This is a genomic window from Gemmiger sp. An194, from assembly GCF_002160145.1.
Classification (GTDB): domain Bacteria; phylum Bacillota; class Clostridia; order Oscillospirales; family Ruminococcaceae; genus Allofournierella.
This window is the reverse complement of record NZ_NFKA01000011.1, coordinates 31516-57684: the sequence shown is the minus strand read 5'-3', so window position 1 is coordinate 57684 and position 26169 is coordinate 31516. Positions and strand designations below refer to the sequence as shown.

Genomic DNA, 26169 nt, shown 5'->3' with positions numbered 1-26169 from the left:
GAATAAGAATATGCTTTATCCGAAAATCGGTATTCGTCCCACCATCGACGGCCGCTGGGGCGGCGTGCGGGAAAGCCTGGAAGTTCAAACCATGACCATGGCGAAGAATGCCAAGGCTCTGATCGAAGAGAACCTGCGTTACCCGGACGGCACTCCCGTCCAGTGCGTGATCGCGGACTCCACCATCGGCGGCGGCGCCGAAGCAGCCGCCTGCGCCGATAAATTCACCACCGAAAACGTGGTGGCCACCCTCACTGTGACCCCCTGCTGGTGCTACGGCAGCGAGACCTTTGATATGGACCCCCGCACCATCAAGGCGGTCTGGGGTTTCAATGGCACCGAGCGCCCCGGCGCGGTGTATTTGGCCGCGGTGCTGGCCGCTCATGCCCAGAAGGGTCTGCCTGCCTTCTCCATCTACGGCCATGATGTACAGGATGCCACCGATACCAGTGTTCCTGCCGATGTGGCCGAGAAGATCCTGCGGTTTGCCCGCTGTGCGGTGGCCGTGGGCTGGATGAAGAACAAGGCTTACGTGAACCTGGGCGGCGTGGCCATGGGCATCGCCGGCAGCTACTGCGACGCTTCCATGTTCCAGAAGTATCTGGGCATCCGGGCCGAGTGGGTGGATATGACCGAGATCATCCGCCGCATCACTCTGGAGATCTACGATCACGAGGAATACGACCGGGCGCTGGCCTGGGTGAAGGCCAACTGCAAGGAAGGCTTTGACTGCAACGCGGGCAAGAACCTGCCCGAGGTCATCACCAAATCCAAGGTGGTTCCCGCCGACAAGGACTGGGAGTTCGTGACCAAGATGACCATGGTCATGCGGGACATTCTGTACGGCAATCCCAAGCTGGCCGAGATGGGCTGGCATGAAGAAGCGCTGGGCAAGAATGCGGTGGCCGGCGGCTTCCAGGGCCAGCGCAACTGGACCGACTGGCTGCCCAATGCGGACTTCTCCGAGGCAATCATGGCCTCCACCTTCGACTGGAACGGTCCCAAGCAGCCCACTCCCTTTGCCACCGAGAACGACACCCTGAACGGCGTGGCCATGATGCTGGGCACTCTGGTCACCGGCACCGCCCCCTGCTTCCATGACGTGCGCACCTACTGGAGCCCGGAGGCCTGCGAGAGGGTCACCGGCCACAAGCCCGAGGGTGTGGCCAAGGATGGTTTTATCCACCTGATTAACTCCGGTGCCACCGCACTGGACGGCTCCGGCGCTGCCACCAACGAAAAGGGCGAGCATGTGATGAAGCCCTTCTGGCAGATGACTGAGCAGGATATGACCGCCTGCCTGGAGGCCACCGACTGGTGCCGTGCCAACTATGAGTACTTCCGGGGCGGCGGATTCTCCAGCCACTTCCGCTGTGCTGCCGAGATGCCCGTCACCCTGCTGCGGGTCAATATCGTGGAGGGCGTGGGCCCTGTGCTGCAGCTGGCCGAGGGCTGGACCGCCAACCTGCCGGACGATGTGCACACCCCCATCGACCTGCGCACCGACCGCACCTGGCCCACCACCTGGTTCGTGCCCCGTCTCACCGGCAAGGGCGCGTTCACCGATGTGTACAGTGTGATGGCCAACTGGGGTGCAAACCACGGCGTGACCGTTTACGGTCACGTGGGCGCGGACCTGATCACCCTGGCCTCCATGCTGCGCATTCCCGTGGCGCTGCACAACCTGCCGGAGGAGAAGGTCTACCGGCCCCATTCCTGGGCCGCCTTTGGCACCAAGGACACCGAGGCCGCGGACTTCGCCGCCTGCAAGCACTACGGCCCGCTGTACCGATAATCCATATATACATATATATAATAGTAAAAAAGCCGGGGCAGACTCTGCCCCGGCTCCTTGTGCCGGTACGGCCGCATTGAATAAAAAAAGGAGGAATCCTATGAAACACCGCCATGAATTTGAAGACTGGGCACGCCCTCACGAAGGCGTTATGCCCAATCGGGCGTACTATATTCCCTTTGCTCCGAATCAGGACCCGGTGCAGGCGATGCGAGAAACCTCGGAGCGTTTCGTTCTGCTGAACGGCACCTGGCAGATGCAGCTGTACGACAAGATCAGCGCTGTGCCGGAGGAGTTCTGCCAGCCGGATTTTGATGCCAGCGGTTATCCGCAGATGCCGGTGCCTTCCTGCTGGCAGACCCAGGGCCTGGACCAGAACCAGTACAGCAATGTGCGCTACCCCATTCCGTTCGACCCTCCCTTTGTGCCCCATCAGAATCCCTGCGGGGCTTACCGTACCCATTTCACGGTGGATGCGGCCATGCTCAGCCAGCAGGTCTGCCTGAACTTTGAAGGCGTGGACAGCTTCTTTTATGTGTGGGTGAATGGCCACCGGGTCGGTTACAGCCAGGTGAGCCACTCCACCAGTGAGTTTGATGTGACCCCCTATCTGGTGGAGGGCGAAAATCTGCTGGCGGTGCTGGTGATGAAATGGAGCCTGGGCACCTATCTGGAATGCCAGGACAAGTTCCGCATGTCCGGCATCTTCCGGGATGTGTACCTGCTGGTGCGTCCCCGGCAGCATATCCGGGACTTCGGCGTGCGTACCTGGGGCCGGGAGAATTACACCCGTGCGGTGATCCAGGTGGGCGTGGAATGGAACGGAGGCGAAGGGGAGCTGGAGTGGGAGCTGTATGACCCGCAGGGCAGCCTCGTCTGCCGGGGCGAAGCGGCCACCGAGTTCACCATCCATCTGGAAGAGCCCCACTTCTGGACGGCCGAAACGCCGGAGCTGTATCAGCTGCTGCTGCGCACCGAAGAGGAGGTCATCTGCCAGCCGGTGGGCGTGCGGGACATCACCACAAAGGGCCGACAGGTGCTGCTGAACGGCAAGCCGCTGCGCTTGAAGGGTGTAAACCGGCACGATTCCGACCCGGTGACCGGCTTCACCATCAGCTACGAGCAGGCCCTCAGGGATCTGGCTCTGATGAAGCAGCATAACGTGAACGCCATCCGCAGCAGCCATTACCCCAATGCGCCCTGGTTCGTGCAGATGTGCGACCGCTATGGCTTTTACATGATCGACGAAGCGGACATCGAGTGCCATGGCGTAACCGAGCTGTTCGGCGGCGGCGACGAGACCACCTTTGGCCTGATCGCTCAGTGGAAGGAGTTCGAGCCGCTGATTCTGGACCGGGTACAGCGCTGCATCATCCGGGATAAAAACAGCCCGGCGGTGATCATCTGGTCGCTGGGCAACGAGTCCGGCCACGGGCCCGGATTCGAGAAGGCAGGCATCTGGGGCAGGGATTATGACCCCACCCGCCTGATGCATTACGAGGGCTCCTGGCATCAGACCGGCGGCCATATCAACGACACCAGCATGTTCGACCTTTACAGCCGGATGTACAATGAGCCCGCCTTTGTGCGCGAATGGCTGGCAAACCCGGCCAACACCAAACCCTTCCTGCTGGTGGAGTACTGCCATGCCATGGGCAACGGCCCCGGCGATCTGGAGGACTATGAGAAGCTGTTCCTGGAAGAGTCCGGTGTGCTGGGCGGCTTCGTGTGGGAATGGTGTGACCATGCGGTGGACGGCGGTGTCACGGCAGATGGCCGCCGTAAATTCCTCTATGGCGGCGACAGCGGCGAATTCCCCCACGACATCAACTTCTGCGTGGACGGCCTGGTCTCGCCGGATCGGATTCCCCATACCGGCCTGAAAGAGATGAAAAACGTCTGGCGGCCGGTGCGTGCTTGCCTGTGCGATGGCGAGATCCAGCTGCGAAGCACCCTGGATTTTGCCGATGTGAGCCAGCTGGCGGAATATTGCTGGGAGCTGCAGCTGGACGGCGTGGTAGTGGAGCAGGGCAGAGGAGAGCTGCCTGCCATTCCCGCCCGTCAGACCGCCTGCATGCCGTTGCCCTGCGCGCTGCCTCAGCAGCCCGGCCGGGTGGATCTGCGGCTGGTGTACCTGGCCCGCATCAATGCGGATTTCGTGAAGGCGGGCGATGAGCTGGGCTTCGATCAGATCACCCTGCGTCAGGCCGAGAAGCAGGAGCTTTGCTTGCAGCCTGCCGCGCTGGCTGTGGAGGAGAACGACGAGGAGATTCGGGTGAGCGGCAAAAACTTTGCCTATGTGCTGGACCGCTTCACCGGCTGCTTCAAGAGCCTTGTGTGGAACGGAACCGAACGACTGGCCGGACCCATGGGCTTCAATGTATGGCGCGCCCCCACCGATAACGACCGCAAGATTCGCCGGGTTTGGGAACAGGCTGGCTATGATCGTACGCAGGTACGGGTCGCCAGCTGCCAGGTTCTTGCGGAAGAGGGTACGGCCATTCGCTGCGAACTGGTGCTCGCCGCCTCCATCCGTCAGGCCTTCCTGCGCTGCACTGCCCTTTGGCGGATCGGGGCCGACGGAACCATTGCCCTGGAGCTGGAAGGTAAACGGGATGAAGTATTCCCCTTCCTGCCCCGGTTTGGCCTGCGCATGATGTTGCCGGCCGGTTTCGAGCAGCTGGACTACACTGGCTACGGCCCGCAGGAAAGCTATCTGGACAAAAAGAATGCCTGCTGGTTCGGCCATTTTGCGGGCACAGTCAGCGACGAGTATGTGGACTATATCAAGCCCCAGGAACATGGTAGCCACATGGGCTGTGAGCAGATGCGGCTGCGCTGCGCTGACGCGGCGCTGTGGGCTGCCGGGAATCAGCCCTTCAGCTTCCGGGCGTCCCATTATCCCCAGGAGCTGCTGACCTCCACCGCCCATAACTTTGAACTGAAAAAGAGCGATGAAGTGGAGCTGTGCCTGGACTACAAGAACAGCGGTATCGGCTCCAACAGCTGCGGCCCGGTGCTGGCCGACGAATATGCCCTGAAGGAAACCGAATTCCGTATGCGGCTGTTCTTTGGATTTGCACCTGTGACCGCTGAATAAAATGCAAAGGGCTGTTGCAGAACGAAAATATGGTAACAGCCTCTTTCCTTCCTCCTAATACAAAGCCGCCCTCCGGACCAATGATCCGGAGGGCGGCTTTGTTATAAGAAAATGGTAGGTATGAGGTATGCTTGTTACTTGCTCCGGGGATTACCCGGGCCGCAGAACGGCACAGGCAGCGTCTGAGGGGCAGAGCGTTGCCTGTGCGCGGATTCTGCGGCCGGGAAAACCAGCGCTCGTTTCTGCGGGAGCAGGACTCAGCTGAGGAAGTCCTCGTTCAGCTTCACGCCGAAGTCCCGGGCGATGGCGCGCAGGTTGTCGTCCTCGATGGTCTGACGAATCAGACCGCCGCCCATGGACAGCACCTTCACATAGATCTCGGCACTCTTCTCGATGGTGTGAGCCAGGCCGAAGGTGGTGTCGTAGTCCGGGCCGGAGGCGAACAGGCCGTGCTGTGCCCAAACGGCGGCCTGATAGCTCTTCATCTTCTCGCTGGTGGCCATGGCGATGTCAGCGCCGCCGGGAACCATCCAGGGGCAGACGCCCACGCCCTCGGGGAAGACCACGGGGCACTCGGTGGCGGACTGCCACAGAGCACGGCTGAAATCCCGGTCGGTCAGGGGCAGGATGTAGGTCAGAGCGATCACGTTGGTGGCATGGCAGTGGTAGATGACACGGTTGGCGCCATCGGTGGCAGCCTTGCGCACGCTGTGATTCATAAAATGGCTGGGGAACTCACTGGTGGGCTTGGCACCCTCGGCCAGACCCCAAACGATGCGCCAGCTGTCGCCGGTTTCGTTGATCTCCACGATGCCGATGCTGTGGATGGGGTCGGGCTCCACGTTCCGGAAGTATTTGCCGGAGCCGGTGGTGATGAAGTATTCGCCGGCCAGGTTTTCGGCCTGAACGCCCATGTTCACCCACTCACGGGGAGTCTCGTCAAAGAAGGGACGGCAGGCGGCCACGTCCTCTTCGGTCATGCGGTAGGTCAGGTTGCCGCCGTTGCGCTCGTGCCAGCCCTGCAGCCAGCCGTCGTTGCACATACGGATAAAGCCTTTTACACAGCTGATCTCATAAATATCCACTTAAAATCTTCCTTTCTTTTCTTAACACCGCTTTTGCGGAATGACTCAACGGGTGATAACATCCACCGGCACGTTGAAGATCTCGGCGACCTTCAGGATGGTGTCGATGTGACGGCCGGAGGCGGCAGCCATGTGATGGGTGGGGCCGGCCTCGCTCCAGCGGTTCACGAACTCGCGGGCGCCGCAGGTGAAGCGGGTGCGCATGTTGGTGTCGCCGAAGGTGAAGATGGGGCCTTCCTCGTTCACGCCCTCAGCCACAACGAACTTGAAGTGGCCGTCCTTGTCCTGGGTGATGCCCAGATAGGTCACGGGGCCCAGATGGGGGTAGAACTGGGTCAGGTAGCCGCCGCCGGTCTTGCCGTGGAAGACGGGAACGATCTTCATGGTGGGCTTCTTGACGGAGATGGCCGCGTCGCCGGAGCCGGAATGACCGATGATGCAGATGTCCTTGTCGAAGTCGATGGAGTACATCTCGGACAGCTGGCCCTGGCCGGAAATGGTCTTCAGGATGGACATGGCCATGGAAACCTTGATATCGCCCTCAACGGCGCAGGCAACGCCCTGCTTGATGAGCATGGAGAAGGCGGGGATCAGCATGGAGTCCAGCACGCCAGCCTTGCCCTGGGCAAAGCCGTCGTAGTGGGAGGCGATGAAGGCGATCTTCTCGTCCTTGACCCACTGCTCGAAGGCCACCACGTAGCGAGCCATCTCCCAAACCTTTTCCACAGTGCCGCCGCCCTCGATGTCGAAGGTGTCCAGAATCTCCTGGGCCTTGGCGCGGATGACGGCCTCGTCGGTGATGTTGTCGGCAATGGCCCACATCTTCTCCCAGTCGAACTGCTTGGTGTACAGCCACATCCGATGGTAGAGGTTGGTCTCGTCGATGTACAGGTCCATCATGCCGGGGTAGGGACGGCCGATCTGGGCCAGGTTGGTGTCCCGGAAGCGGCGGCGTACCTGGGCAGCCTTGCACCAGTCGTTGATCTCAGCCTCAACAACCGGGTCGCCGCCCTCCACAACGCCGGTGATGACCGCATGGCGCTTGCCGGCACGCTCCAGGTCGGCAACCATCTCGCCCACAGCGCCGCAGGCGTACAGCTCGCCCAGCCACTTGGCGGTGTCGGTGTTCTCGTAGTCGGGAGCGCGCAGCTTCTGCACGTTCACCAGAACCACCGGAACATCCAGATCCCGCACGGCGGGCAGCATGTTGTAGGAGGTGGCGTAGGTCAGCAGCTGCAGGATCACCAGATCCACATCGGCGGCGCGGAACTTGTCGCCGGCGGCCTGGCTCAGCTCCTTGGTGGTGACGATGCCGCCGTCCACCAGCTCCACTGTGTCGGGGATCATGGTTTTGAACTGCTCATACTGAGCCTGGAACTCGGGCACCAGGCTGGGGAACTGGGGCAGGTAAGCACCCAGGGCGATGGCGAACACGCCAACGCGGGCTTTGGTTTCCACTAACATGCTCATTGGGGAAGAACCTCCTTGATATCAAAACTTTCACGGATACAACTGCGGGCCGCGGCCAAATCGGCGAATTCGCCGCCGCGGATCATCTGAATCACCAGGTTGCCGATGGCTGTGCCTTCCACGGGACCGGCCCACACCGGCAGACCGGTCACAGAGGCGGTCATGCGGTTGAGGTAATTGTCCTGGCAGCCGCCGCCCACAATGTGGATGGTGGTGTATTCCTTGCCGGTCAGGCGGGAAAGCCCGGCAATGGCGTTTTTGTAGCACAGCGTCAGGCTGCGGTAGACGCACTGCATCAGCTGGCCCACGGTGGTGGGAACCGGCTGACCGCTGCATTCGCAGGCCTTCTGCACGGCGGCGATCATGCTGTCCGGTGCCAGGAAGGCGTCGTCGTTGGCATCCACGATGCTCTCAAAATCGGCCGCGCCCTCCGCGCTGGCGATCAGATCGGGGAAGGTCCACTGGCGCTCCCCTGCGGCAACGTCCAGCGTCCACTCGGCCCGGGTTTTGCCTTCCACATAGTCCACGCCGTTCAGCTCCCGGCGGATGGACTGGATCATCCACAGACCCATGATGTTTTTCAGGTAACGGTAACGGTACCAGGCGCCGCCCTCGTTGGTGAAGTTCTGCAGGCGGCTGGCTTCACTGGTGATGGGCTCGGGGTTTTCCACGCCCAGCAGGCTCCAGGTGCCGCTGGACAGGTACACTGCGTTGTCATCCTCGGCGGGTACCGCCAGGAAGGCGGAGCCGGTGTCGTGGGTGGCAGGCAGTACCACGGTGGTCTGGAAGCCGACGGCCTCGGCAATGTCCGGCCGCAGCTGGCCCACCGTTTCGCCCGGCATGGAAAGCGGGCCGAACAGGTGGTCGGGCAGACCAAGCCGCTCCAGCAGCTCCCGGTCCCATTCCTTCGCGGCGGCGTTGACCAGGCCGGTGCTGGTGGCGTTGGTGTACTCCTGCTTCTTCACGCCGGTCAGCAGGTAGTTGAAGTAGTCGGGAATCATCAGCAGACTCTGTGCAGCCTGCAGCTGCTCAGGATGCTCCTGTTGGAGGGCCACAAGCTGATAGATGGTGTTGAAACTCTGCTTCTGAATTCCGGTGTGGGCATACAGTTCTCCGGCGGGGATTTTGGCCTCCACCAGCCGGTCCATGCCGTCGGTGCGGCTGTCCCGATAGGCGACTGCGTCGCTGATGCGGTCGCCGCTTTCGCCCAGCAGCACAAAATCCACCGCCCAGGTGTCGATGCCTACGGAAGCGGGGATTTTGCCCAGAGCTTTGCAGACCTTCAGGCCGTCCAGAATGCCCTGCCAAAGATGCTGAACATCCCAGCAGTCGTGACCGTCGCGGCGAACCTGGCGGTTTTCAAAGCGGTGGATCTCCTCCAGGAGCATCCGTCCGTTTTCCACATGTCCCAGGATGTGCCGGCCGCTGGATGCGCCGATGTCGATGGCCAGATAATAGGGTGCCATGGGAAGTCTCCTTTCTGTGTTTCTTTGCTTTTATTTTATTCGTTCTGCCGGGCGGAAAAAAGGACCGCTTTTGAATAAAACAGGGACCTTATTTGCAGCTTTCGACCGGTTGTGATATGCTAGAGAAAAAGAGGAGGGATCGCCATGGACGAGCGCCTTTTGCGCCAGCTGAAAGAGATCACCGAGGAGGAGCGGGCTATCCTGGCCGGGCAGCAGGGCATTCAGCGGGAACGCTATACCTCGGGCCGGGATTTTGTGGTGGACAGCGAGAAGATGCTGGAGAAGGGCAAGCTGATCGAGATCCGCCCGCATACCCGGTTTGTGCATTTTCCCCGCCACCGGCACAATTACGTGGAGGTGCTGTATATGTGCAGCGGCTCCACCACCCATATCCTGAACGGCACCCAGCGAATGGAGCTTCACACCGGCGATCTGCTGTTTCTGAACCAGGCGGTCTACCACGAGATCCTTCCGGCCTCGGAGGAGGATGTGGGGGTGAACTTCATCATCCTGCCCCAGTTTTTTGACCGAAGCTTCCGGATGCTGGAGCAGGAAAACGTGCTGCGGGATTTTTTGGTTTCCACACTGTCTGAGACATCCACCTTTGCGGGCTGGCTGCACATTGCGGCGGGGGATATCCTGCCGGTGGAAAACCTGCTGGAAAATATGATCTGGACCCTGCTGGAAAAAAAGCCCGGGGCGAATCTGCTGAATCAGACCACCATGGGGCTGCTGCTTCAGAACTTGACGCTGTTTGCGGAAAACATCAACCGTATTTTGCCGGAAAGCCGGGATGAAAACGCGATTTTTTCCACCCTGCAATACATCGAGACCTCCTATCGGGACGGCACGCTGGAGGAGATCGCCGCCCGCCTCCACATGCCGGATTATGCGCTGAGCCGGCTGCTGAAGCATCACACCGGTGCCAATTTCAAGCAGCTGCTCCAGCAGCGCAAGCTGCAGCAGGCCGCCTATCTGCTGTCCAATACCGGCATGTCCACCGATGCGGTGATGGCGGCGGTTGGGTATGAAAACAGCAGCTATTTCTACCGGAAGTTCCGGGAAAAATACACCTGCTCCCCGGCACAGTTCCGTGACCGGCCACCCCAGGCATGAAAAGTGAGTGAGCCCCGTTTTTTTGGCAAGTTTGCTGAAAAAACGGGGCTTATTGTATTGGGCGTGAAATTTTTTACACAATATAAAGTGGAAACTTCGCAAATTCCCCAATCTTGCAAATCCTCAAAATTTTGGCTATGATAAAAAATGGCATAACACGGAAAGAAAGGATGGCACAAGGTGGTACGAATTGCATTAGTGGAAGACGATCTGCAATACCGCACACAGCTCCATGAATACATCATGCAGTATGCCTCGCGCACAGGGGAACCGATCAGCGTAACGGAATTTTCGGACGGCGATGAAATCGCATTGCATTACAAGGCGGACTACGACATCATCCTGATGGACATCGAAATGACATTTATGGATGGCATGACGGCCGCGGAGGAGATCCGGCAAAAGGACCGGGATGTGGTGATTATCTTCATCACCAATTCGCCGCAATACGCCATTAAGGGGTATGCGGTGGATGCGTTGGATTACATACTGAAGCCGGTGAGTTATTTTGCTTTTTCGCAGCGGCTGGAACGCGCGCTTTCCCGTATGCGCCGCCGGGAGGAAAAGTATTTTACGGTTACCACCCGGGACGGAACGCATCGTGTTGCATTTTCGCATTTGTACTATGTGGAATCCAGCGGTCACAATCTGCTGTACCACACTGCGGAGGGCGTCCTTCAAAGCAGCGGGTCCATGCGCGAGGCTGAAAGTCAGTTCGCCGGTGAACACTTTGCCCGCTGCAATCAGTGCTATCTGGTCAATTTGCAGCACACGGAGGCTGTGGTGGAGGACGAGGTGATCGTTCACGGGGAACGGCTTCGGTTCAGCCGTTCCCGCAAGAAGGCCTTTCTCAGCGAGCTGAATGCTTATTTTGCGGGGGAGAGCAAATGATCTGGACAGACGAAATCCTTTCCTGGGACATTCCCCGCATCTGCACCGCCTCGGCCGACTGGCTTGCCTGCATGATTTATCTGGCGCATATGCGGCATCGCTTTTCCGGCATGCGCTTCTGGTTTGCAGGTGCCGCCGGTCTGGCGGTTTTATCGGGTTATATGGTGCTCACCGATGGCTTTGACGGAGCGCTTTTCAACCTGTTTTATGCAGGCTCGGCAGCGCTGATGCTGCTGCTTTTTCTGCTTTTGTGCCGGGAACCTTTCTGGAAGCTGGTTTACTATTGCGCCCGAGCGTTTTTGTGCGCGGGCTTTGCCAGCTCGCTGATGTGGCAGTTGTACATCTGGTCCGCGTTTGAGTGTCCGGTTATGCGCAATATCCCTGCAATGATTCTGTTCTGGGCGCTGCTCTATGCCCTGACCTTCGGCCTTGTGTGGCGGCTGGAGATGCACGGCCAGCAGGATAACGGCCTGGACCCGGGGGCGCGGGTGAGCCTGACGGTGGCATTTATGACCTTTGTGTTCTATGTGCTCAGCAGCATCAGCTATGCCCCCTTTGACACTCCCTTCGGCGGCGGCAATCGAATGGATGTGTATAATTTTAGAACCCTGATTTACTTTTCCGGCATGGCGCTGCTGTACGGCTACCACCGGCAGCTGTGGGACCTGCAGGAAAAGCGGGAGATGGACGCTTTGCAGGATCTTTTGCATCTGCAATATGAAACCTACAAGCGTAGCCAGGAGAGCATTGATCTGGTCAACCGGAAGTACCATGACCTGAAGCACCAGATCGCCCTGCTGCGCAGTCAGGGCAACGAGGGACGCAACAGCGTGCTGGACCAGATGGAAAGCGAGATTCAGTCCTATGAGGCACTCAACATCACCGGAAACAAGGTGCTGGACACCGTGCTCACCAGCAAAAGCCTGCATTGCCAGTCTCAGGGCATTCAGATGACCTGTGTGGCAGACGGAGGCGCTCTGAATTTTATGAGCGCCATGGACATCAGCTCGCTGTTCGGCAATGCGCTGGATAACGCCATTGAGAGCGTCAGCAAGATCAGCAGCCCGGAAAAGCGGCTCATCCATGTGGTAATATCGCAGAAAAAGAGCTTTCTCTGTATCAAGATCGAAAACTGTTACGAGGGGCAGCTGCATTTTTCCGGCGGAAGGCCGCAAACCACCAAGCGGGACACCCGATATCATGGCTTTGGCCTGAAAAGCATTGAGGCTACTGCCGCAAAATACGGCGGTACGGTTCACATAAACGCAGAAAACGGCTGGTTCGAGCTGCAGGTAATGATTCCATTGACCGGCAAAAACAGCGGTTCTTGATTTTGAAATTCCATAAAAGCAAAGGCGCGTGGTCGAAACCACGCGCTTTTTCTTTGCCGTTTGTGCGACTCTCACAAACAATCTTTACATTGTGCAGGGAATTTGCACAATTCAATTTGCAAACTTTGCGTAAAATCGCGCCAATTTTGAAAAAAACATGCACAGAAACTGCTTTTGCGGTAGAGTATCTATCGTCAACAGAAGAACACCGCCTGATCCCATCGCTCCGCCTGCCGCGAACAGGCTCGGGCTGCCGTACACGCTTTTTGCGGACGAAAGCTATGGCAGACCGTCCGGCGGAGCAGTTCATCCCCGCACAAAGCTGGGGGCCGTGCATCAGCGTTCCGGTGTTTCAAAAAGGAGGAGGTAAAACGCTATGCTGGAAATTCGGCACTTCACGGTAGAAAATCTGCCGGATGGATGTGTAACCGACGCCGAACAGCCCCGTTTTGCCTGGGCGCTGGAGAGCGACGGGCAGGACGTATCCATGGAGCAGGCAACACTGAAGGTGAACGGCTGGAGCACCACCACCAAAGAGCAGGTGGCGGTGCCCTACAAGGGCAAACGGCTCAAACCCTTTACCTGCTACAGCGCCTGCCTGACCGTAACGGATAATCGTGGCCAGCAGGCCAATGCGGAGGCTGCATTTGAGACCGGCCGCATGGACACCCCCTGGGATGCGGACTGGATCACCGATGGCAGCTACAAATTTACCGAAAAAAAGGTTTCTCCCCGGCCCATGACCTTCCGCAAGTGTATCGCACTGGAAAAGAAGGTGGCAAAGGCCCGGATCTATGCCACCGCCATGGGCATTTACGAACTGACCCTGAACGGGGAAAAGGTGGGCGCCGATTACTTCGCGCCCGGCTTCACCTCCTATAAAACCCACCTTCAATATCAAACCTACGATGTGACGGACAAGCTGCAAAGCAGCAACGAGCTGCTGGCAGAGGTGGCCGGCGGCTGGGCGGTTGGCTCCTTCGTGTTCACCCGGCAGAATCGGGTGACCGCCGACCGGCAGGCGCTTCTTTTGGAACTGCGGGTCTGGTACGAGGACGGCACCAGTCAGGTGTTCGGCACCGACGAAAGCTGGCAGGTGGCCATGGACGGCCCGGTTCAGATGGCCGACTTCTACGATGGCGAAACCTACGACGCCACCGTGAAGCCTGAGCAGATGAACTGGCACAATGCCGCCCGGGAAAATCTCCGCTGCCATCCCCGCATCCGCGCCGCCTACGGTGCGATGGTGACCGCCCATGAATACATGGAGCCGGTCAGCTGCACCAAGCTTGCGGACGGCACGCTGGTTTACGACTTCGGCCAGAACTTTGCCGGTGTGATCGATCTGCATATCCAGGGCAAAAAGGGCCAGACCATCACCGTGCGCCACGCCGAGATCCTGAACCCGGACGGCACACTGAACACCGCCTTCCTGCGTACCGCAAAGGCTACTGCTACCTACATCTGTACCGAGGGTGATCAGTACTATTCGCCTCGCTTCACCTACATGGGCTTCCGCTATGCGGCAATCACCGGTGCAGAGGAGAGCGAGATCCGGGTAGGCGCCTGGGCACTGTATTCCGAGCTGGAGCAGACCGGCAGCTTTGCCTGCTCCAACGGCATGCTGAACCGGCTGCAGCAGAACATCGTCTGGTCCGCCAAGTCCAACCTGATGGACATCCCCACCGACTGCCCCCAGCGGGACGAGCGGATGGGCTGGACCGGTGACATCGCGGTGTTTGCTCCTACCGCCTGCTACAACTTCGATATGAGCCGCTTCCTGGAAAAGTGGCTGGAGGATGTGAAGGCCGAGCAGCTGCCCACCGGCGGCATTCCCAACACCGTGCCGGTGCAGGGCTACGGCTTCCCGGCCACCATGCCGGTGATGGCCATCGACTTCTGGGGCGATGCCTGCGTGCTGGTGCCCTGGGCAGAATATCAGGCCCGGGGCGATGTGGAGATCCTGCGTAAAATGTACCCGGCGATGAAAAAGTATGTGAACGCCTGCCGCTTCTGGGCAGGATTCGGCTTCGGCAAGAATCGTTACATCTGGCACACCCCCGCCACCCTGCATTTCGGCGACTGGGTTGCACCGGATGTACCCAAGATGCAGCAGTGGCAGGCTCGCAGCAAGTGGACCGCCACCGCCAGCCTGAAAAATACCAGCGGCCTGCTGGCCCGCATCGCCCGTATCCTGGGCGAGAACGGCGACGCCGAGCATTACCAGGTCTTGAGCGACAAGGTGGCGGATGCCTATGTGTCGGTGTTCACCGACGGAAACGGCAAAATGAAGGAGGAATTCCAGACCGCCTATGTGCTGCCCCTTTACTTCGGCATGTTCCCGGAGAAGGTACGCAGGCAGGCGGCGGATAACCTGGCCCGTCTGGTGGAGGCGGGGGACTGGTGCATCGGCACCGGCTTCCCGGGCACACCCTACATCCTGTTCGCTCTGGCGGACAACGGCCATCTGGAGGAGGCCTACCGGATGCTGCTGAACATCAAGTGCCCCAGCTGGCTGTATGAGGTGCGCATGGGCGCCACCACCATCTGGGAACGGTGGGACGGCCTGGACGAAAACGGCGTCTGCCCCATCGGCGACGACGGCACCGACCTGATGATCTCCTACAACCATTATGCTTCCGGTGCGGTGGGGGCCTTCTTCTACCAGCGCATTCTGGGTCTGGAGCCCGAGCAGCCCGGCTACAAAACCTTCCGTCTGTGCCCCAAACCGGGCGGCGGCCTCACCTGGGCAAAGGGAAGTCTGCGCACTCCCTATGGTGTGATCCATACCCAGTGGGCCATTCGAAACGGCGAATTTGCCCTGGAGGTACAGGTGCCGGTGGGCACGCGCTGCACCCTCACACTGCCGGATGGCTCCACCCGGACCTGCGACAGCGGGCAGTATGCGTATAGCTGCAAAATTTGACGAAAGGTGAGTGAACCCAATGAGTGAGAAAAAACAAGATTTCTGGAATACGCCATTGACCCGTTCCCTGGCAAAGCCCGGGGATGTGAAGCTGCCCGAGATGCTGCTGGGCTATTTCATCGGTCCCTTCGGTGCCCTGCTTTCCTCCGGCATCTTCACCAGCATCCTGCAGAACTACTTCACCGATGTTTTAAAGCTGAACCTGACCTTTTTGACTACCCTGCAGCTGTTCTCCACCATCCTGATCGTGGCGGCAAACCTGATTGTGGGCCAGCTCATTGAGCGTACCCGGGCTATGGCCGGCAAGGCCCGTCCCTGGATTCTGCTCTCCGCGCTGACTCTGTCGGTGGCCAGTGTGCTCATGTTCATCGTGCCCTTTGAGGGCGCGGCCAAGATGATCTGGGTGGCTGTGGCCTACAACTTGTACTACGCAGTGGCCTACCCCATCTACAACACCGCAAACTCCACCCTGATCCCGGTTTCCACCCGCAACAGCCAGCAGCGCGGCGCGCTGGCTTCCTTTACCAACGTGGCGGGCCTGGGCGTGATGGGCTTCGGCTCCATGATCTTCCCCATGCTGGTTTCCTTTGCGCTGAAAGAGAACCAGGGCCTATGGTTCATGGCCATGCTGGCGGTTGCCATCTTCACTGCGCTGACCATCTTCCTGCAGTTTAAATTTACCCGTGAGCGCGTGACCGAGGAAAGCTTCGGCCAGGCAGGCGAGAGCGCCGCCCAGCGGCAGACCGTTTCCCTGGGCGAGCAGCTGAAGGCTGTTACCAGCGAAAAATGGTGGTGGATCATCATGCTGTTCTACCTGGCCTTCCAGTGGAGCGGCGCCATGAAGAACGGCTCCATGGCCTTCTTCTGCAAATGGGTGCTGGACAACACCTTCTTTGGCTCCGCCGATGCCTGGGGTGCTTCCCAGTCGCTGCTGAGCCTGCTGGGCGCCATCCCCATGGCGGTTGCCGCGGTGTTCGTGGTGCCCCTGTGCAACAAGTTCTCCAAGCGCACCGTTGTGTGTGCCGGTATGGTCGTGGGCGCTCTGGGCGGCGTGATCGCCGGTCTGGGCAACGGCAGCATCGTTCCGGTGGCTGTGGGCGTGGCCCTCAAGTGCTTTGGCTCCTCTCCCGCCTGCTATGTGATTCTGGCCATGCTGGCCGATGTGATCGATCACATCGAATACAAGAGCGGCATCCGTACCGATGGTCTGACTATGTCCATCTACAGCTCGGTCATGGTGGCTGCCACTCCCATCTGCAACTCCATCTTCAGTGCAATGCTCAGCGCCAGCGGTTACGATCAGGCCGCGGACGTGGCCCTGGGCACCGCGGCCCAGAGCGCTGCGGTCAAGAGCACCATCTCCATCAGCTATATCTGGATCGAGACTGTGGCTTACGCTGTTTGCGCGGCGTTGATCTTCCTGTTCACGGTAGAAAAGAATCTTCCTCAGGAGCAGGAAGCTATTGCCAAGCGAAAAAAGACAGCCTGAGCGGCAAAGACTTGTAAATGCAGCGGCTTTTCACGGGCCGCTGTGCAGATAAGGCAATACCGCGCAATTCCAGGTGGTGGAGCGCGCCGGAAAATTTTTTGTGAGATGAACCAAAAAGCGCCGCCAATCCTTGGTGGATTGGCGAGCATTTCTGGAAAATATCACGGAAAATTTTGGCGTGATACGCCGCCTGAGCCGGCAGGCGTGAATTGTGGGGTGTTGCCACAAAAAAGGAGGATACCAATGAAGAACACAAGTGCAAAACGCGCGCTGTGGCGTGGACTCACATCCACCACAGCATCCCTGCTGGCACTGACCATCGCGGCAACACCGCTGGTCAATGGCTTCCGCACCGACATCGACAAGTTTCTGGGAACCAAGAGCCAGATGATCGTGACGAGCGCGGAAGAGGACCCCAGCAGCCTGTACACCTATACCTCGGATTACGCCAATACCACCGAGCTGGTTCAGGCCATTGCGGACCTGGGCGAGCGGATGAACGAGGAGGGCACCGTTCTGCTGAAAAATAATGGTGCGCTGCCTCTGAGCCAGGAGGAGACCCAGAAAATCTCGCTGTTGGGCTTCTCCAGCTACTACCCGGTCATGGGCGGCGATATGGGCAGCAGCCTGACCGCCAATGAAGGCACCGACGCAGACACTGTGGACTTTGTGGAAGCGCTTGCGGCAAAGGGCTTTGCCATCAATCCCACACTTCAGAGCCTGTACACCAGCCTGGAGCCCATGTTCAAGACTGAGGTCAATATGTGGGGCAATATTGTTGAATACTACAATATCACTACCCCCAGCACCACCGGTTACTTTACAAGCAAAGAGCCTTCCCAGAGTGCCATGAATGAAGCCCAGGCTGACTGGAAGGACAGTCTGAATGAGTACAATGTGATGGTTGTTACTCTGGCCCGTTCCGCTTCCGAGAATGGTACCTATCTGCCTGGTGAGGCCGGCGTGGACCCCAGCCAGGATCTGAATCAGGCCGACGCACTGGGCCTGTCTGACGATGAGCGGGATCTGGTGCAGGCTGCCGTCGACGCCAAGGCAGCCAACGGCGGCAAGGTGATCGTGCTGCTGAACAACGCCAGCCCCATGGAAGTGGAGGAGCTGGATGCCAACGAGGGCATCGATGCCATTCTGGAGATCGGTCTGCCCGGCGGCTACGGCTTCTACGGCGTGGCGGATGTGCTGTCCGGTGCATCCAATCCCTCCGGTCATCTGTCCGATACCTACGCGGTGGACAACTCTGCCGCGCCCTCCGCACAGAACTTCGGCAACTTTGCCTGGACCAATGCGGACTCTTCCATCAGCGCCAACTCGGTTCAGGTGGAAGCAGAGAACATCTACATCGGCTATAAATATTATGAGACTCGTTACATGGACAGCGTGCTGGGTCAGGGCAATGCCACCAGCACCGTGGGCAGCTCCAACGGCAGCGCCTGGAACTATGACAGCGAGGTTACCTATCCCTTCGGCTACGGCCTGAGCTACACCACCTTCAGCCAGACTCTGGACAGCCTGAACGTGGATCTGGCTGCCGGCACCGTGACCGCGCAGGTTACCGTCACCAACACCGGCAGTGTGGCCGGCAAGGACGTGGTGCAGCTGTACACCAGCCTGCCCTACACCGATTACGACAAGCAGAACGGCGTGGAAAAGGCCGGCGTTCAGCTGCTGGACTACGCCAAGACCGAGGGGCTGGCCCCCGGTGAATCCGAGACCGTGACCATTACCGCCGATACCCAGTACATGGCCAGCTGGGATTCCAGCCGCGACAACATCGCCGGCACCAAGGGCACCTACATCCTGGATGCGGGCACCTACTACTTCACCATCGGCAACGGCTCTCATGAGGCTGCCAACAACGTGCTGGCCGCTCAGGGCAAGACCGTGGCCGACGGCATGACCGCCGAGGGCAATGCCGCCAACGTGCAGACCTGGGAGCTGGCCGAGCTGGATGATGAGACCTTCGCCCGCTCCAAGAATGGCACCGTGGTGGAGAACCAGCTGGAAGACATGGATCTGAACTACTGGATGCCCGGCACCGCCACCTACATGACCCGCAGCGACTGGGAAGGCACCTTCCCCAAGACCTATGAAGGTCTGACCGCCACCGACGAGATGATGGAATATCTGGACTGCGACGTCTACGAGATTTCCGCCGATAACGGCGATCCCAATTCCGTCACCTTCGGGGCCAACAACGGCCTGACCCTGGCTGATCTGAAGGGCGTTACCGATCTGGAAGACCCCCGCTGGGAGGCTCTGATGGATCAGATCACCCTGGAAGACTGCATGATCCGCACCGCTTTCGGCGGCACCTCCACCAAGGCCATCGAGTCCATCATGAGCCCTGAGGTGATCCAGAACGATGGCCCCAACGGCATCTACTCCTACACGCTGGGCCAGTATGCCAATACCGATACCTCCAGCGGCGATCCCTGCGCCATTGGGGCCGACGATCCCAACGCGAATTACAAGGCTGGCGTTATGCCCTCTCCCGTGGTCATCGGCCAGACCTTCAGCAAGCAGCTGGCCCGTGAATACGGCGAGCTGATGGGCAACTACTCTCTGTGGAGCAACCTGACCATCTACTGGGGCTGCGGCAACAACATCCACCGCTCTCCCTACAATGCCCGTAACCACGAGTACTACTCTGAGGACGCCATGCTCACCGCCTACCAGGGTGCTGCCTTTGTGGAAGGCGGCCTGGAGTACGGCCTGATCATCGCTCCCAAGCACTTTGCCTTCAACGACATCGAAATCAACCGTACCGGCATCAGCGTATTCATGACCGAGCAGCAGGCCCGTGAAAACGAGCTGCGCGGCACCCAGCCCATCATCGAGGATGCGGGCGCTCTGGGCATCATGACCGCTTACAACCGTGTAGGTGTTACCACCTCCAATGCGCACACCGGCCTGCTGCAGAACATTCTGCGCGGCGAGTGGGGCTTCAAGGGTCTGGCCACCGAGGACTTCATTCAGGATGCTCTGTATACCTCTCTGAAGGAGGCCGTGATGAATGGCATCACCATGAGCTGCAACACCGGCGACAGCACCCTGGAAGCCGTGGCCGAGAAGTTCAACTACTGGACCGTGGAGAACGTGAGCCAGGACGCTCAGCTGATGGCTGCCCTGAAGCAGGCCATGACCTGGCAGAACTACGCCATTGCCAACTCCAACGCGCTGGACGGCATGAGCAGCAGCAGTGAACTGGTAAGCGTCCGCACCTGGTACGACAACGCACTGACCGGCGCTACCGTGGCCTTTGGTGTGCTCACTGTTCTGTGCGCCGTGATGTATGTGCGCGCCGCCAAGAAGAAGGAACAGTAAGGAGGTCCCTTTTATGAAACAGAACGGAATCGGTTTTTATACCACGGGCCTGTCCTTTGTGGCCGGCGTTGTCGCTCTGGTCTTTTACATGATCAATGCAAAGACCGATTATTTCGCCAACCTGGGCGTGAGCCCGGTGGTGGTAGGCTGCACGGTGGTTGCCGTTGTGGCCCAGCTGGTCCTGCTGGTGCTTTCCAAGCAGGAGCAGCCCATCTGGATGGATCTGGCAACTGTGGCTGCTCCGGTGCTTTTGATGGTTGCGTTCATCAATCTGACCGGCTCCCGCGTCAATGGTATCGCGTCGATCATGACCTTCGAGAACAATGCGCAGACCATGTCGGATCTGACCAGTGCTATTGTCAGCATGGCGGCTTTGCTGATCGCTTGCTTGATCGGCATCGTTTCCTCCTATTTCAATATTCGTAAGGCCTGAGCCATGCAAACTCGAACCCCGGGAGTCCCATCTCTACTCCCGGGGTTTGGGTCTATTCAGAAGTACGCTGGGAAAGGGGAGAGAACATGAAAGCCACCCGTCTGCTGCCGCTTGCCGCGGCGCTGCTGCTCACGGCCTGCGGTGCTGTGCCAGTCGGCGAAGAACCGGTTTGCCGCCTGGTGCTGGAACAAAGCGAGAGCTACACCACACAGCAAAGCCAGGTCGAAACAACGGTGGGCGGCCAGGTGGAATTTCTTCTAAGCCCACAGGATGGATATACCCTTACCGGAACGGATTATCCCGGCGCACAGCTTACCCGCAGTGCTGAGGGCTGGCTGCTCACTCTGGATGACGTGCGCTATTCCGCCGTGATCCGAATCGAAGCCAGCAAAAGCGACTGGAGCCTGCCCTATTATGCCAACGGAGGGCAGCGGCTGGACGGTGCCGACGCGAACGAGCCCGTCCGATTGCCGGTGACGCAAAGCCACCTGAGGGTAAATACTGCCCTGGGCAGCGAGCTGTTCAGCCGCCCGGGATACACGTTGGAAAGCTGGAACACCCGACCGGACGGAAGCGGCCAGCGGGTGGGTCTGGGCAGCCGGACCGAGCCCGATACTACGCTCTATGCCCAGTGGGCCGCCTGGACCCCGGAGGAGCAGTTCCAGTGGACCGAACAGAACGGGGAAGCGGTGATCACCGGCTATACCGGCAGTGAGGAATGTCTGGTGGTTCCCAGGCAGCTGGGCGGCATGCCGGTGGTGAGCATTAAAGGCGAAGCCTTCCGGAACGCAAATTGCACCCGGGTGATCCTGCCGGACAGCCTGCGCACCGTGGAGGTGGATGCCTTTGCAGACTGTGCCGTGGAGCAGCTGACCCTGTTTGACAACATCCAGACCATCACCGACCACAGCTTTTCTGGCTGCACGGCATTGACCACCCTCTACGTGAACGCCCGGGAGGCCCCGGTATACAGCGGCAGCTATTACGATACCTTTGCGGATAAATTTGACCGGCTGCTGTCTTTGAAGGACAGCAAAAAGCTTGTGCTCTTCTCCGGTTCCTCCACCCGCTTTGGTTACGACAGCGCTCTGCTGGACCGGGAGCTGGAAGATTACGATGTGGTGAATATGGGCGTGTTTGCCTATACCAACGCCTATCCCCAGCTGATGCTGATTCAAAGCTGTATGCAGGAAGGGGACATCCTGCTGGTGGCGCCGGAATTCGACGCGGCCAAACGGCAGTTCTGTACCACCAACGAGCTGGACGAAGACTTTTTCTGCATGGTGGAATCCAATTATGATCTGGCTGCCGGGCTGGATCTGCGCCGGTGCAGCGGGACGCTGTCGGCGCTGCAGAGCTATCTGCAAACCAAGGCCGGGCTGACGCCCCGGTCCTACAGCATCAGCCCCTCCGATTACGACGAGGATGGCCAGCCGGTGGATACCCCCAGCTACAGCGAGTACGGGGATTATATCCTTTACCGCCCTAACGCCGAGACCGACGACCCGGTCTACGGTCTGAAGGTGGGCTACACGGTGGAGGATTTCCCCCAGTGGCTTTACATCGACCCGGCAAATCAGGTTTACCGGCAGTTTCAGCAGGCGGGCATTTATGTTTACATGACCTACAGCCCCCGCAACCGGCTGTGCATCTCGGACGAAAGCACTCCCGAAGCAAGGCAGGAGCTGGATGCCTATTTCCGCCGGACGCTGGTGATTCCGATCATTTCTCAGCTGGAGGATTCACTGGTGCCGGGTCAGTATCTCTACGGCACCGACAACCATCTGTCCACCGAAGGGGTGGAGCTGCGTACCCGCCAGGTGCTGGAAGAGCTGAAGACCCAGATGAGCAGGGACGGGCTGCTGCAGTCATAACAGAAACAATCAAACGAAAGGGGAGAGGGAGGATGCTGTGCTGTGCACTGGCTCTGGCGGCAGGATTGCTGGGCTTTTTCAGCCGCCGCAGGGCAGGTCTTGTGCTGGCTGCCATGCTGCTGGCCGCACTGGCTGTGCTGGCAGGTCTTGCGCAAGGACTTGACTATGGAAATCTAACACTGATTCTGGCCGCAGCCGCCGTTCCCACTCTCTGGGGGAGAAGCAGGTCATGAACTTTACCGCAATGGAATTTGTGTGCTTCTTCCCGGTGGTACTGGCACTTTACCGGCTGCTGCCGCCCCGCTGGCGCTGGGTGGAGCTGCTGGCTGCAAGCTACTTTTTCTACGGTATCTTCAATCCCTGGACGGTCCCGTTACTGGCGGGCACCACCCTGATCACCTGGCTGTGTGCAAAGCGCATTGAGCAGTCGAAACGCCCGGCGGCGCGAAAGGCCTGGCTGCTTCTGGCGGGGGCGGTGTGCCTGGGCTGTCTGGGGCTGTTCAAGTACGGCTCCTTTGTTGTCGGCTCGGTGAGCTGGCTGTTCATCGGTACCCCGGTCAGCCTTTCGTTGCTGCTGCCGGTGGGTATCTCTTTTTACACCTTCCAGACCCTTTCTTATGTGATCGATGTGTACCGGGGCAGCTTCCCCTGCGAACACCATCTGGGCTACTATGCGCTGTTCATCAGCTTCTTTCCCCAGCTGGTGGCCGGACCCATCGAGCGGCCGGGGAATCTGCTGTCTCAGCTGCACCGGCTGAGCCTTCCCACAGGGGAAGACCTGCGGCAGGGTGGCTGGCGGCTGGCGCGGGGCTATTTCAAAAAGGTGGTTCTGGCGGACCAGCTGGCCCCGGTTGTGGATCAGGTCTATGCACTGGCGCAGCCGGGCGGCCCGGCCATTGTGCTGGCTACCGCCTGCTTTGCGCTGCAGATCTATTTTGATTTTTCCGCCTATTCCGAAATTGCCATTGGTGCGGCCCGCCTGCTGGGCGTCCGGCTGATGGAAAACTTCGATCATCCATACAGCGCCGCCTCACTGCGGGAATTCTGGCGGCGCTGGCACATCAGCCTCACCGGCTGGTTCACCGATTATCTCTACATTCCTCTGGGGGGAAGCCGCTGTTCCGCATTGCGCCGCTGGCGGAATCTGCTGCTGGTGTTTCTGGCCAGCGGCCTGTGGCATGGCGCGGCCTGGCATTTTGTGCTGTGGGGTACGTTTCACGGCGTGTGCATGGTGGTTGAGGACATTGCCCGCCGGCGCGGTCTGCGGCTGCCCCACCCGCTGGCCCGGGCCGCAACACTGGCGGTGGTCGGTGTTGGCTGGGTACTTTTCCGGGCGCAGGATATGACCCAGGCGTCAGAGCTTCTGAGCGGCCTGTTCTCTGCATGGACTCCGGCCGGAATGAGTGTGGCCCTGCAAACAGTGGGCGCAGCGGGTCTGGCACAGCTGGTGCTGACCCTGCTGGTTTACCGGCTGCTGCCGGAGCAATGGCCGGAAGGCCGCTCCGAGCGTACCGCGCCGGTGCTGTTTTACACCCTGCTGCTCACCGGCATTGCCTGGCTGGGTCTTGCGGCCAGCGGCCAGCAGAGTGCATTTTTGTATTTTCAGTTTTGAGGAACGCCATGAAACGATACGTGATTGCGGCCCTTGTCAGCCTGGCCCTGATTCCGCTGACGCTGCTGGCCTGGGGCTTCGGGCTGCCCAGCCAGTATGGGGAGTCCTTTCTGGGCGAGCTGCGGGAAAAATACGCGCTTCTCTGTCAACCATCGGAAAAGCCCCGGCTGATTCTGTTGGGCGGCAGCGCCGTCACCTTTGGGGTGGACGGCACCCTGCTGGAGGAGCTGCTGCCCCAATATGAGGTGGTCAATTTCGGCATGTATGCCGCGCTGGGCACCCGCCCCATGCTGGACCTTTCCCGGGAACAGCTGCGTCCGGGGGATCTGGTGCTCCTGATGCCCGAGCAGCAGGCGCAGAGCCTTTCCGGTTATCTGGGAACCGAAGCGCTGTGGCAGGCGGCGGACGGCGCATTTGAGCTGCTGTCCTGCGCCCGGTGGGAGGATCTGGGTGCGATGATCGGCCAGTTCCCGTGCTTTGCGGCAGGCAAGGCGGCCTACTTCGTGCAGGGCGGACCTCAGTTGCCAGAAGTATACCGGAAGGCATCTTTTGACGAAACGGGAAACCTGCGTGCCGGGCTTTGCGAGGCAAACACCATGCCCGGCGGGGTGGACCCCACCATGCCTATCTCCTTTGAACCGGATTTGCTGAGCGAGGAGTTTTGCACCCTGGTAAACGAATACACCCGCCAGGCAGAGCTGGCGGGTGCGACGGTGTGGTATCATTTTTCGCCCATGAATCAGGCGGCGGTGGAGCCGGGCAGCGACCCGGACGCCTTCTGTGATCGGCTGCGGGAAACGCTGGACTGTGAACTGGCGGGCAGCCCCCATACCAGCATGATGGAAGCGGGCTGGTTTTACGACACCAACTTCCATTTAAACGAAAAAGGCAGGCAGGTGTTCACCTGCCTGCTGGCGCGGGATATCAAGGCCATGCTGGGGGATTCCAGCCCCACTCCAGAAGCTGCAGTGGAGATGCCTGCGCTGGAGCAGCCTCAGAGTATACAGGGCGATGACCGAGACGCGGACTGCTTTGTTTATGAGCAGGTTTCCGACGGCTGGCAGATCACCGGCCTCAGCGAATCGGCTGGGGAGCGGAAGCAGCTGATCCTCCCGGCCTCCTGGCAGGGGCAGCCGGTCACCGGGCTTTCGGCGGACGCACTGAACGGGGCGCAGGCGCTGAAAACTCTGGTGATCCAGCAAAACATCACCGCTTTGCCGGACGGCGCGTTTGCAGGCTGTCCGGCGCTGGAAACAGTGGTGCTGCTCCAGACCGACCCAGCCGCCCTGCTGGTGGGCCAGAATCTGCTGGCGGGCTCGTCTTGCACCATCGCGGTGCCGTCCGAGTCTTACGACCGCTACTGCCTGAGCTATAGCTGGTCCCCCTATGCGGACTGGCTTACTCGTTGGGAAGGCAGCCCGTTGTGAGCAGCTGCTCCAGAACCTGGGGCACGCTTGCGCACTGCCGGGGCAGCTTTTCCGCCAGCCGGGGGTCGGCGCTGGACATCAGGTAAGGATGCCCGGCTGCTTCCAGCATGGGCAAATCGTTCCAGTTGTCGCCGAAGGCCATCACGTTTTCCAACGGGATGATCAGTGCGCTGCACAGCTGCCGCAGACCGATGCCCTTGTTGGCCAGCGTGAAGTCCAGCCACTCGGCGCCGGCCACGGCCATATTGAATTTGCCGGACCATGTTTCGCCCAGGGCCTTTTCCGGCACAGCCGCGCCCTCCGGGCAGTAAGCGGAAATCTTGATGATGTCCTCTTTGATCTCCTCCGGGTCGCGCACCACCTGCACATGGTTGCCGGTGTCGTCCCGCATGCGGGTCACGAAGGAGTCGTCACACTGGCACAGGTAGCTGCAGTTCGCGCCGGAAATCAGCACCTCACAGCTTTCCAGCGCCAGAATATCCCGAATCAGGGCCATGGCGGCAGTGCGCTCCATTACGGTTTTGCCCAGAACCGGGGCGGACTCCTCGGTGCCGGAGCCATATAGAATCGCACCGTTTTCACACACATAGCACAGCTCGTCCTGCACCGGGCCGAACAGCTTGCGCAGCGAGTGGAACTGCCGCCCGGAAGCGGGGCAGAAGCGGATGCCCTGCTGAGAAAGACGGTGAATGAGCGAAAAAACCGACGGGTCCAGCTGTTTGGTACCATAAGGCAGCAGCGTGCCGTCAATATCGCTTACGATTAATTGAATCATACGAAATACCCCTCCTCATACATGCGCCTGCCATTGG

17 protein-coding genes are annotated in these 26169 nt (G+C 59.7%); 13 read left to right on the top strand and 4 right to left on the bottom strand.

Features of this window, described 5'->3' with window-relative positions:
• Positions 1-10: 10 nt before the first annotated feature.
• Together B5F28_RS08465 and B5F28_RS08460 are read left to right on the top strand one after the other, a co-directional pair.
• Positions 11-1795 (top strand): L-fucose isomerase, encoded by a 1785-nt coding sequence (locus B5F28_RS08465; RefSeq protein ID WP_087295210.1) that lies wholly within the window; start codon positions 11-13, stop codon positions 1793-1795.
• A 100-nt stretch (positions 1796-1895) separates the two neighbouring features.
• On the top strand, positions 1896-4895 hold the full coding sequence (locus tag B5F28_RS08460; protein WP_087295208.1) for a glycoside hydrolase family 2 TIM barrel-domain containing protein: 3000 nt from the start codon (positions 1896-1898) through the stop codon (positions 4893-4895).
• A gap of 257 nt (positions 4896-5152) precedes the next feature.
• Here B5F28_RS08460 and rhaD read toward each other — a convergent pair whose 3' ends face one another.
• The 3 genes from rhaD to rhaB form a co-directional block, all read right to left on the bottom strand.
• A complete protein-coding gene (rhaD, locus tag B5F28_RS08455) occupies positions 5153-5938 on the bottom strand; it encodes a rhamnulose-1-phosphate aldolase (protein ID WP_481808391.1) in 786 nt (261 codons plus the stop codon).
• An 87-nt stretch (positions 5939-6025) separates the two neighbouring features.
• Positions 6026-7450 carry an arabinose isomerase gene (locus tag B5F28_RS08450; RefSeq protein ID WP_247643440.1) on the bottom strand — a complete coding sequence of 475 codons (1425 nt, stop codon included), beginning with the start codon at positions 7448-7450 and terminating at the stop codon, positions 6026-6028.
• Positions 7447-8916: a rhamnulokinase gene (gene rhaB / locus B5F28_RS08445; RefSeq protein ID WP_087295204.1), complete on the bottom strand. Its 1470-nt coding sequence runs from the start codon at positions 8914-8916 to the stop codon at positions 7447-7449. The genes B5F28_RS08450 and rhaB overlap by 4 nt, the downstream gene beginning before the upstream one ends.
• A gap of 144 nt (positions 8917-9060) precedes the next feature.
• On the opposite strand from rhaB, the gene B5F28_RS08440 reads away from it, so the two are divergent.
• The 11 genes from B5F28_RS08440 to B5F28_RS08390 all read left to right on the top strand — a co-directional run bounded on the left by B5F28_RS08440 (position 9061) and on the right by B5F28_RS08390 (position 25357).
• A complete protein-coding gene (locus tag B5F28_RS08440; protein WP_087295202.1) occupies positions 9061-10032 on the top strand; it encodes an AraC family transcriptional regulator in 972 nt (323 codons plus the stop codon).
• Positions 10033-10212: 180 nt separating this feature from the next.
• On the top strand, positions 10213-10923 hold the full coding sequence (locus B5F28_RS08435) for a LytR/AlgR family response regulator transcription factor (protein ID WP_087295200.1): 711 nt from the start codon (positions 10213-10215) through the stop codon (positions 10921-10923).
• Positions 10920-12254, top strand: coding sequence for an ATP-binding protein (locus tag B5F28_RS08430; protein ID WP_087295198.1), 1335 nt, complete (start codon positions 10920-10922; stop codon positions 12252-12254). The genes B5F28_RS08435 and B5F28_RS08430 overlap by 4 nt, the downstream gene beginning before the upstream one ends.
• A 376-nt stretch (positions 12255-12630) precedes the next feature.
• On the top strand, positions 12631-15180 hold the full coding sequence (locus B5F28_RS08425) for a family 78 glycoside hydrolase catalytic domain (RefSeq protein ID WP_087295196.1): 2550 nt from the start codon (positions 12631-12633) through the stop codon (positions 15178-15180).
• Between the two features lie 19 nt (positions 15181-15199).
• Positions 15200-16669 (top strand): MFS transporter, encoded by a 1470-nt coding sequence (locus B5F28_RS08420; protein ID WP_087295194.1) that lies wholly within the window; start codon positions 15200-15202, stop codon positions 16667-16669.
• Positions 16670-16912: 243 nt separating this feature from the next.
• Positions 16913-20011 carry a glycoside hydrolase family 3 C-terminal domain-containing protein gene (locus B5F28_RS08415; protein ID WP_087295192.1) on the top strand — a complete coding sequence of 1033 codons (3099 nt, stop codon included), beginning with the start codon at positions 16913-16915 and terminating at the stop codon, positions 20009-20011.
• 13 nt (positions 20012-20024) lie between these two features.
• Complete coding sequence (locus B5F28_RS08410) at positions 20025-20444, top strand: hypothetical protein (RefSeq protein WP_087295190.1); 420 nt, start codon at positions 20025-20027, stop codon at positions 20442-20444.
• Positions 20445-20530: 86 nt separating this feature from the next.
• On the top strand, positions 20531-22318 hold the full coding sequence (locus tag B5F28_RS08405; protein ID WP_087295188.1) for a leucine-rich repeat protein: 1788 nt from the start codon (positions 20531-20533) through the stop codon (positions 22316-22318).
• Between the two features lie 32 nt (positions 22319-22350).
• Positions 22351-22551 (top strand): hypothetical protein, encoded by a 201-nt coding sequence (locus B5F28_RS08400; protein WP_087295186.1) that lies wholly within the window; start codon positions 22351-22353, stop codon positions 22549-22551.
• The gene (locus tag B5F28_RS08395) at positions 22548-23930 is read left to right on the top strand and encodes an MBOAT family O-acyltransferase (protein WP_087295184.1); all 1383 of its coding nucleotides are present in this window, start codon (positions 22548-22550) and stop codon (positions 23928-23930) included. The genes B5F28_RS08400 and B5F28_RS08395 overlap by 4 nt, the downstream gene beginning before the upstream one ends.
• An 8-nt stretch (positions 23931-23938) precedes the next feature.
• Positions 23939-25357, top strand: a complete 1419-nt coding sequence (locus B5F28_RS08390) for a leucine-rich repeat domain-containing protein (protein WP_087295182.1) — start codon at positions 23939-23941, stop codon at positions 25355-25357.
• Here B5F28_RS08390 and B5F28_RS08385 read toward each other — a convergent pair.
• The gene (locus B5F28_RS08385; protein WP_087295180.1) at positions 25329-26132 is read right to left on the bottom strand and encodes an HAD family hydrolase; all 804 of its coding nucleotides are present in this window, start codon (positions 26130-26132) and stop codon (positions 25329-25331) included. The genes B5F28_RS08390 and B5F28_RS08385 overlap by 29 nt on opposite strands.
• Positions 26133-26169: the final 37 nt, after the last annotated feature.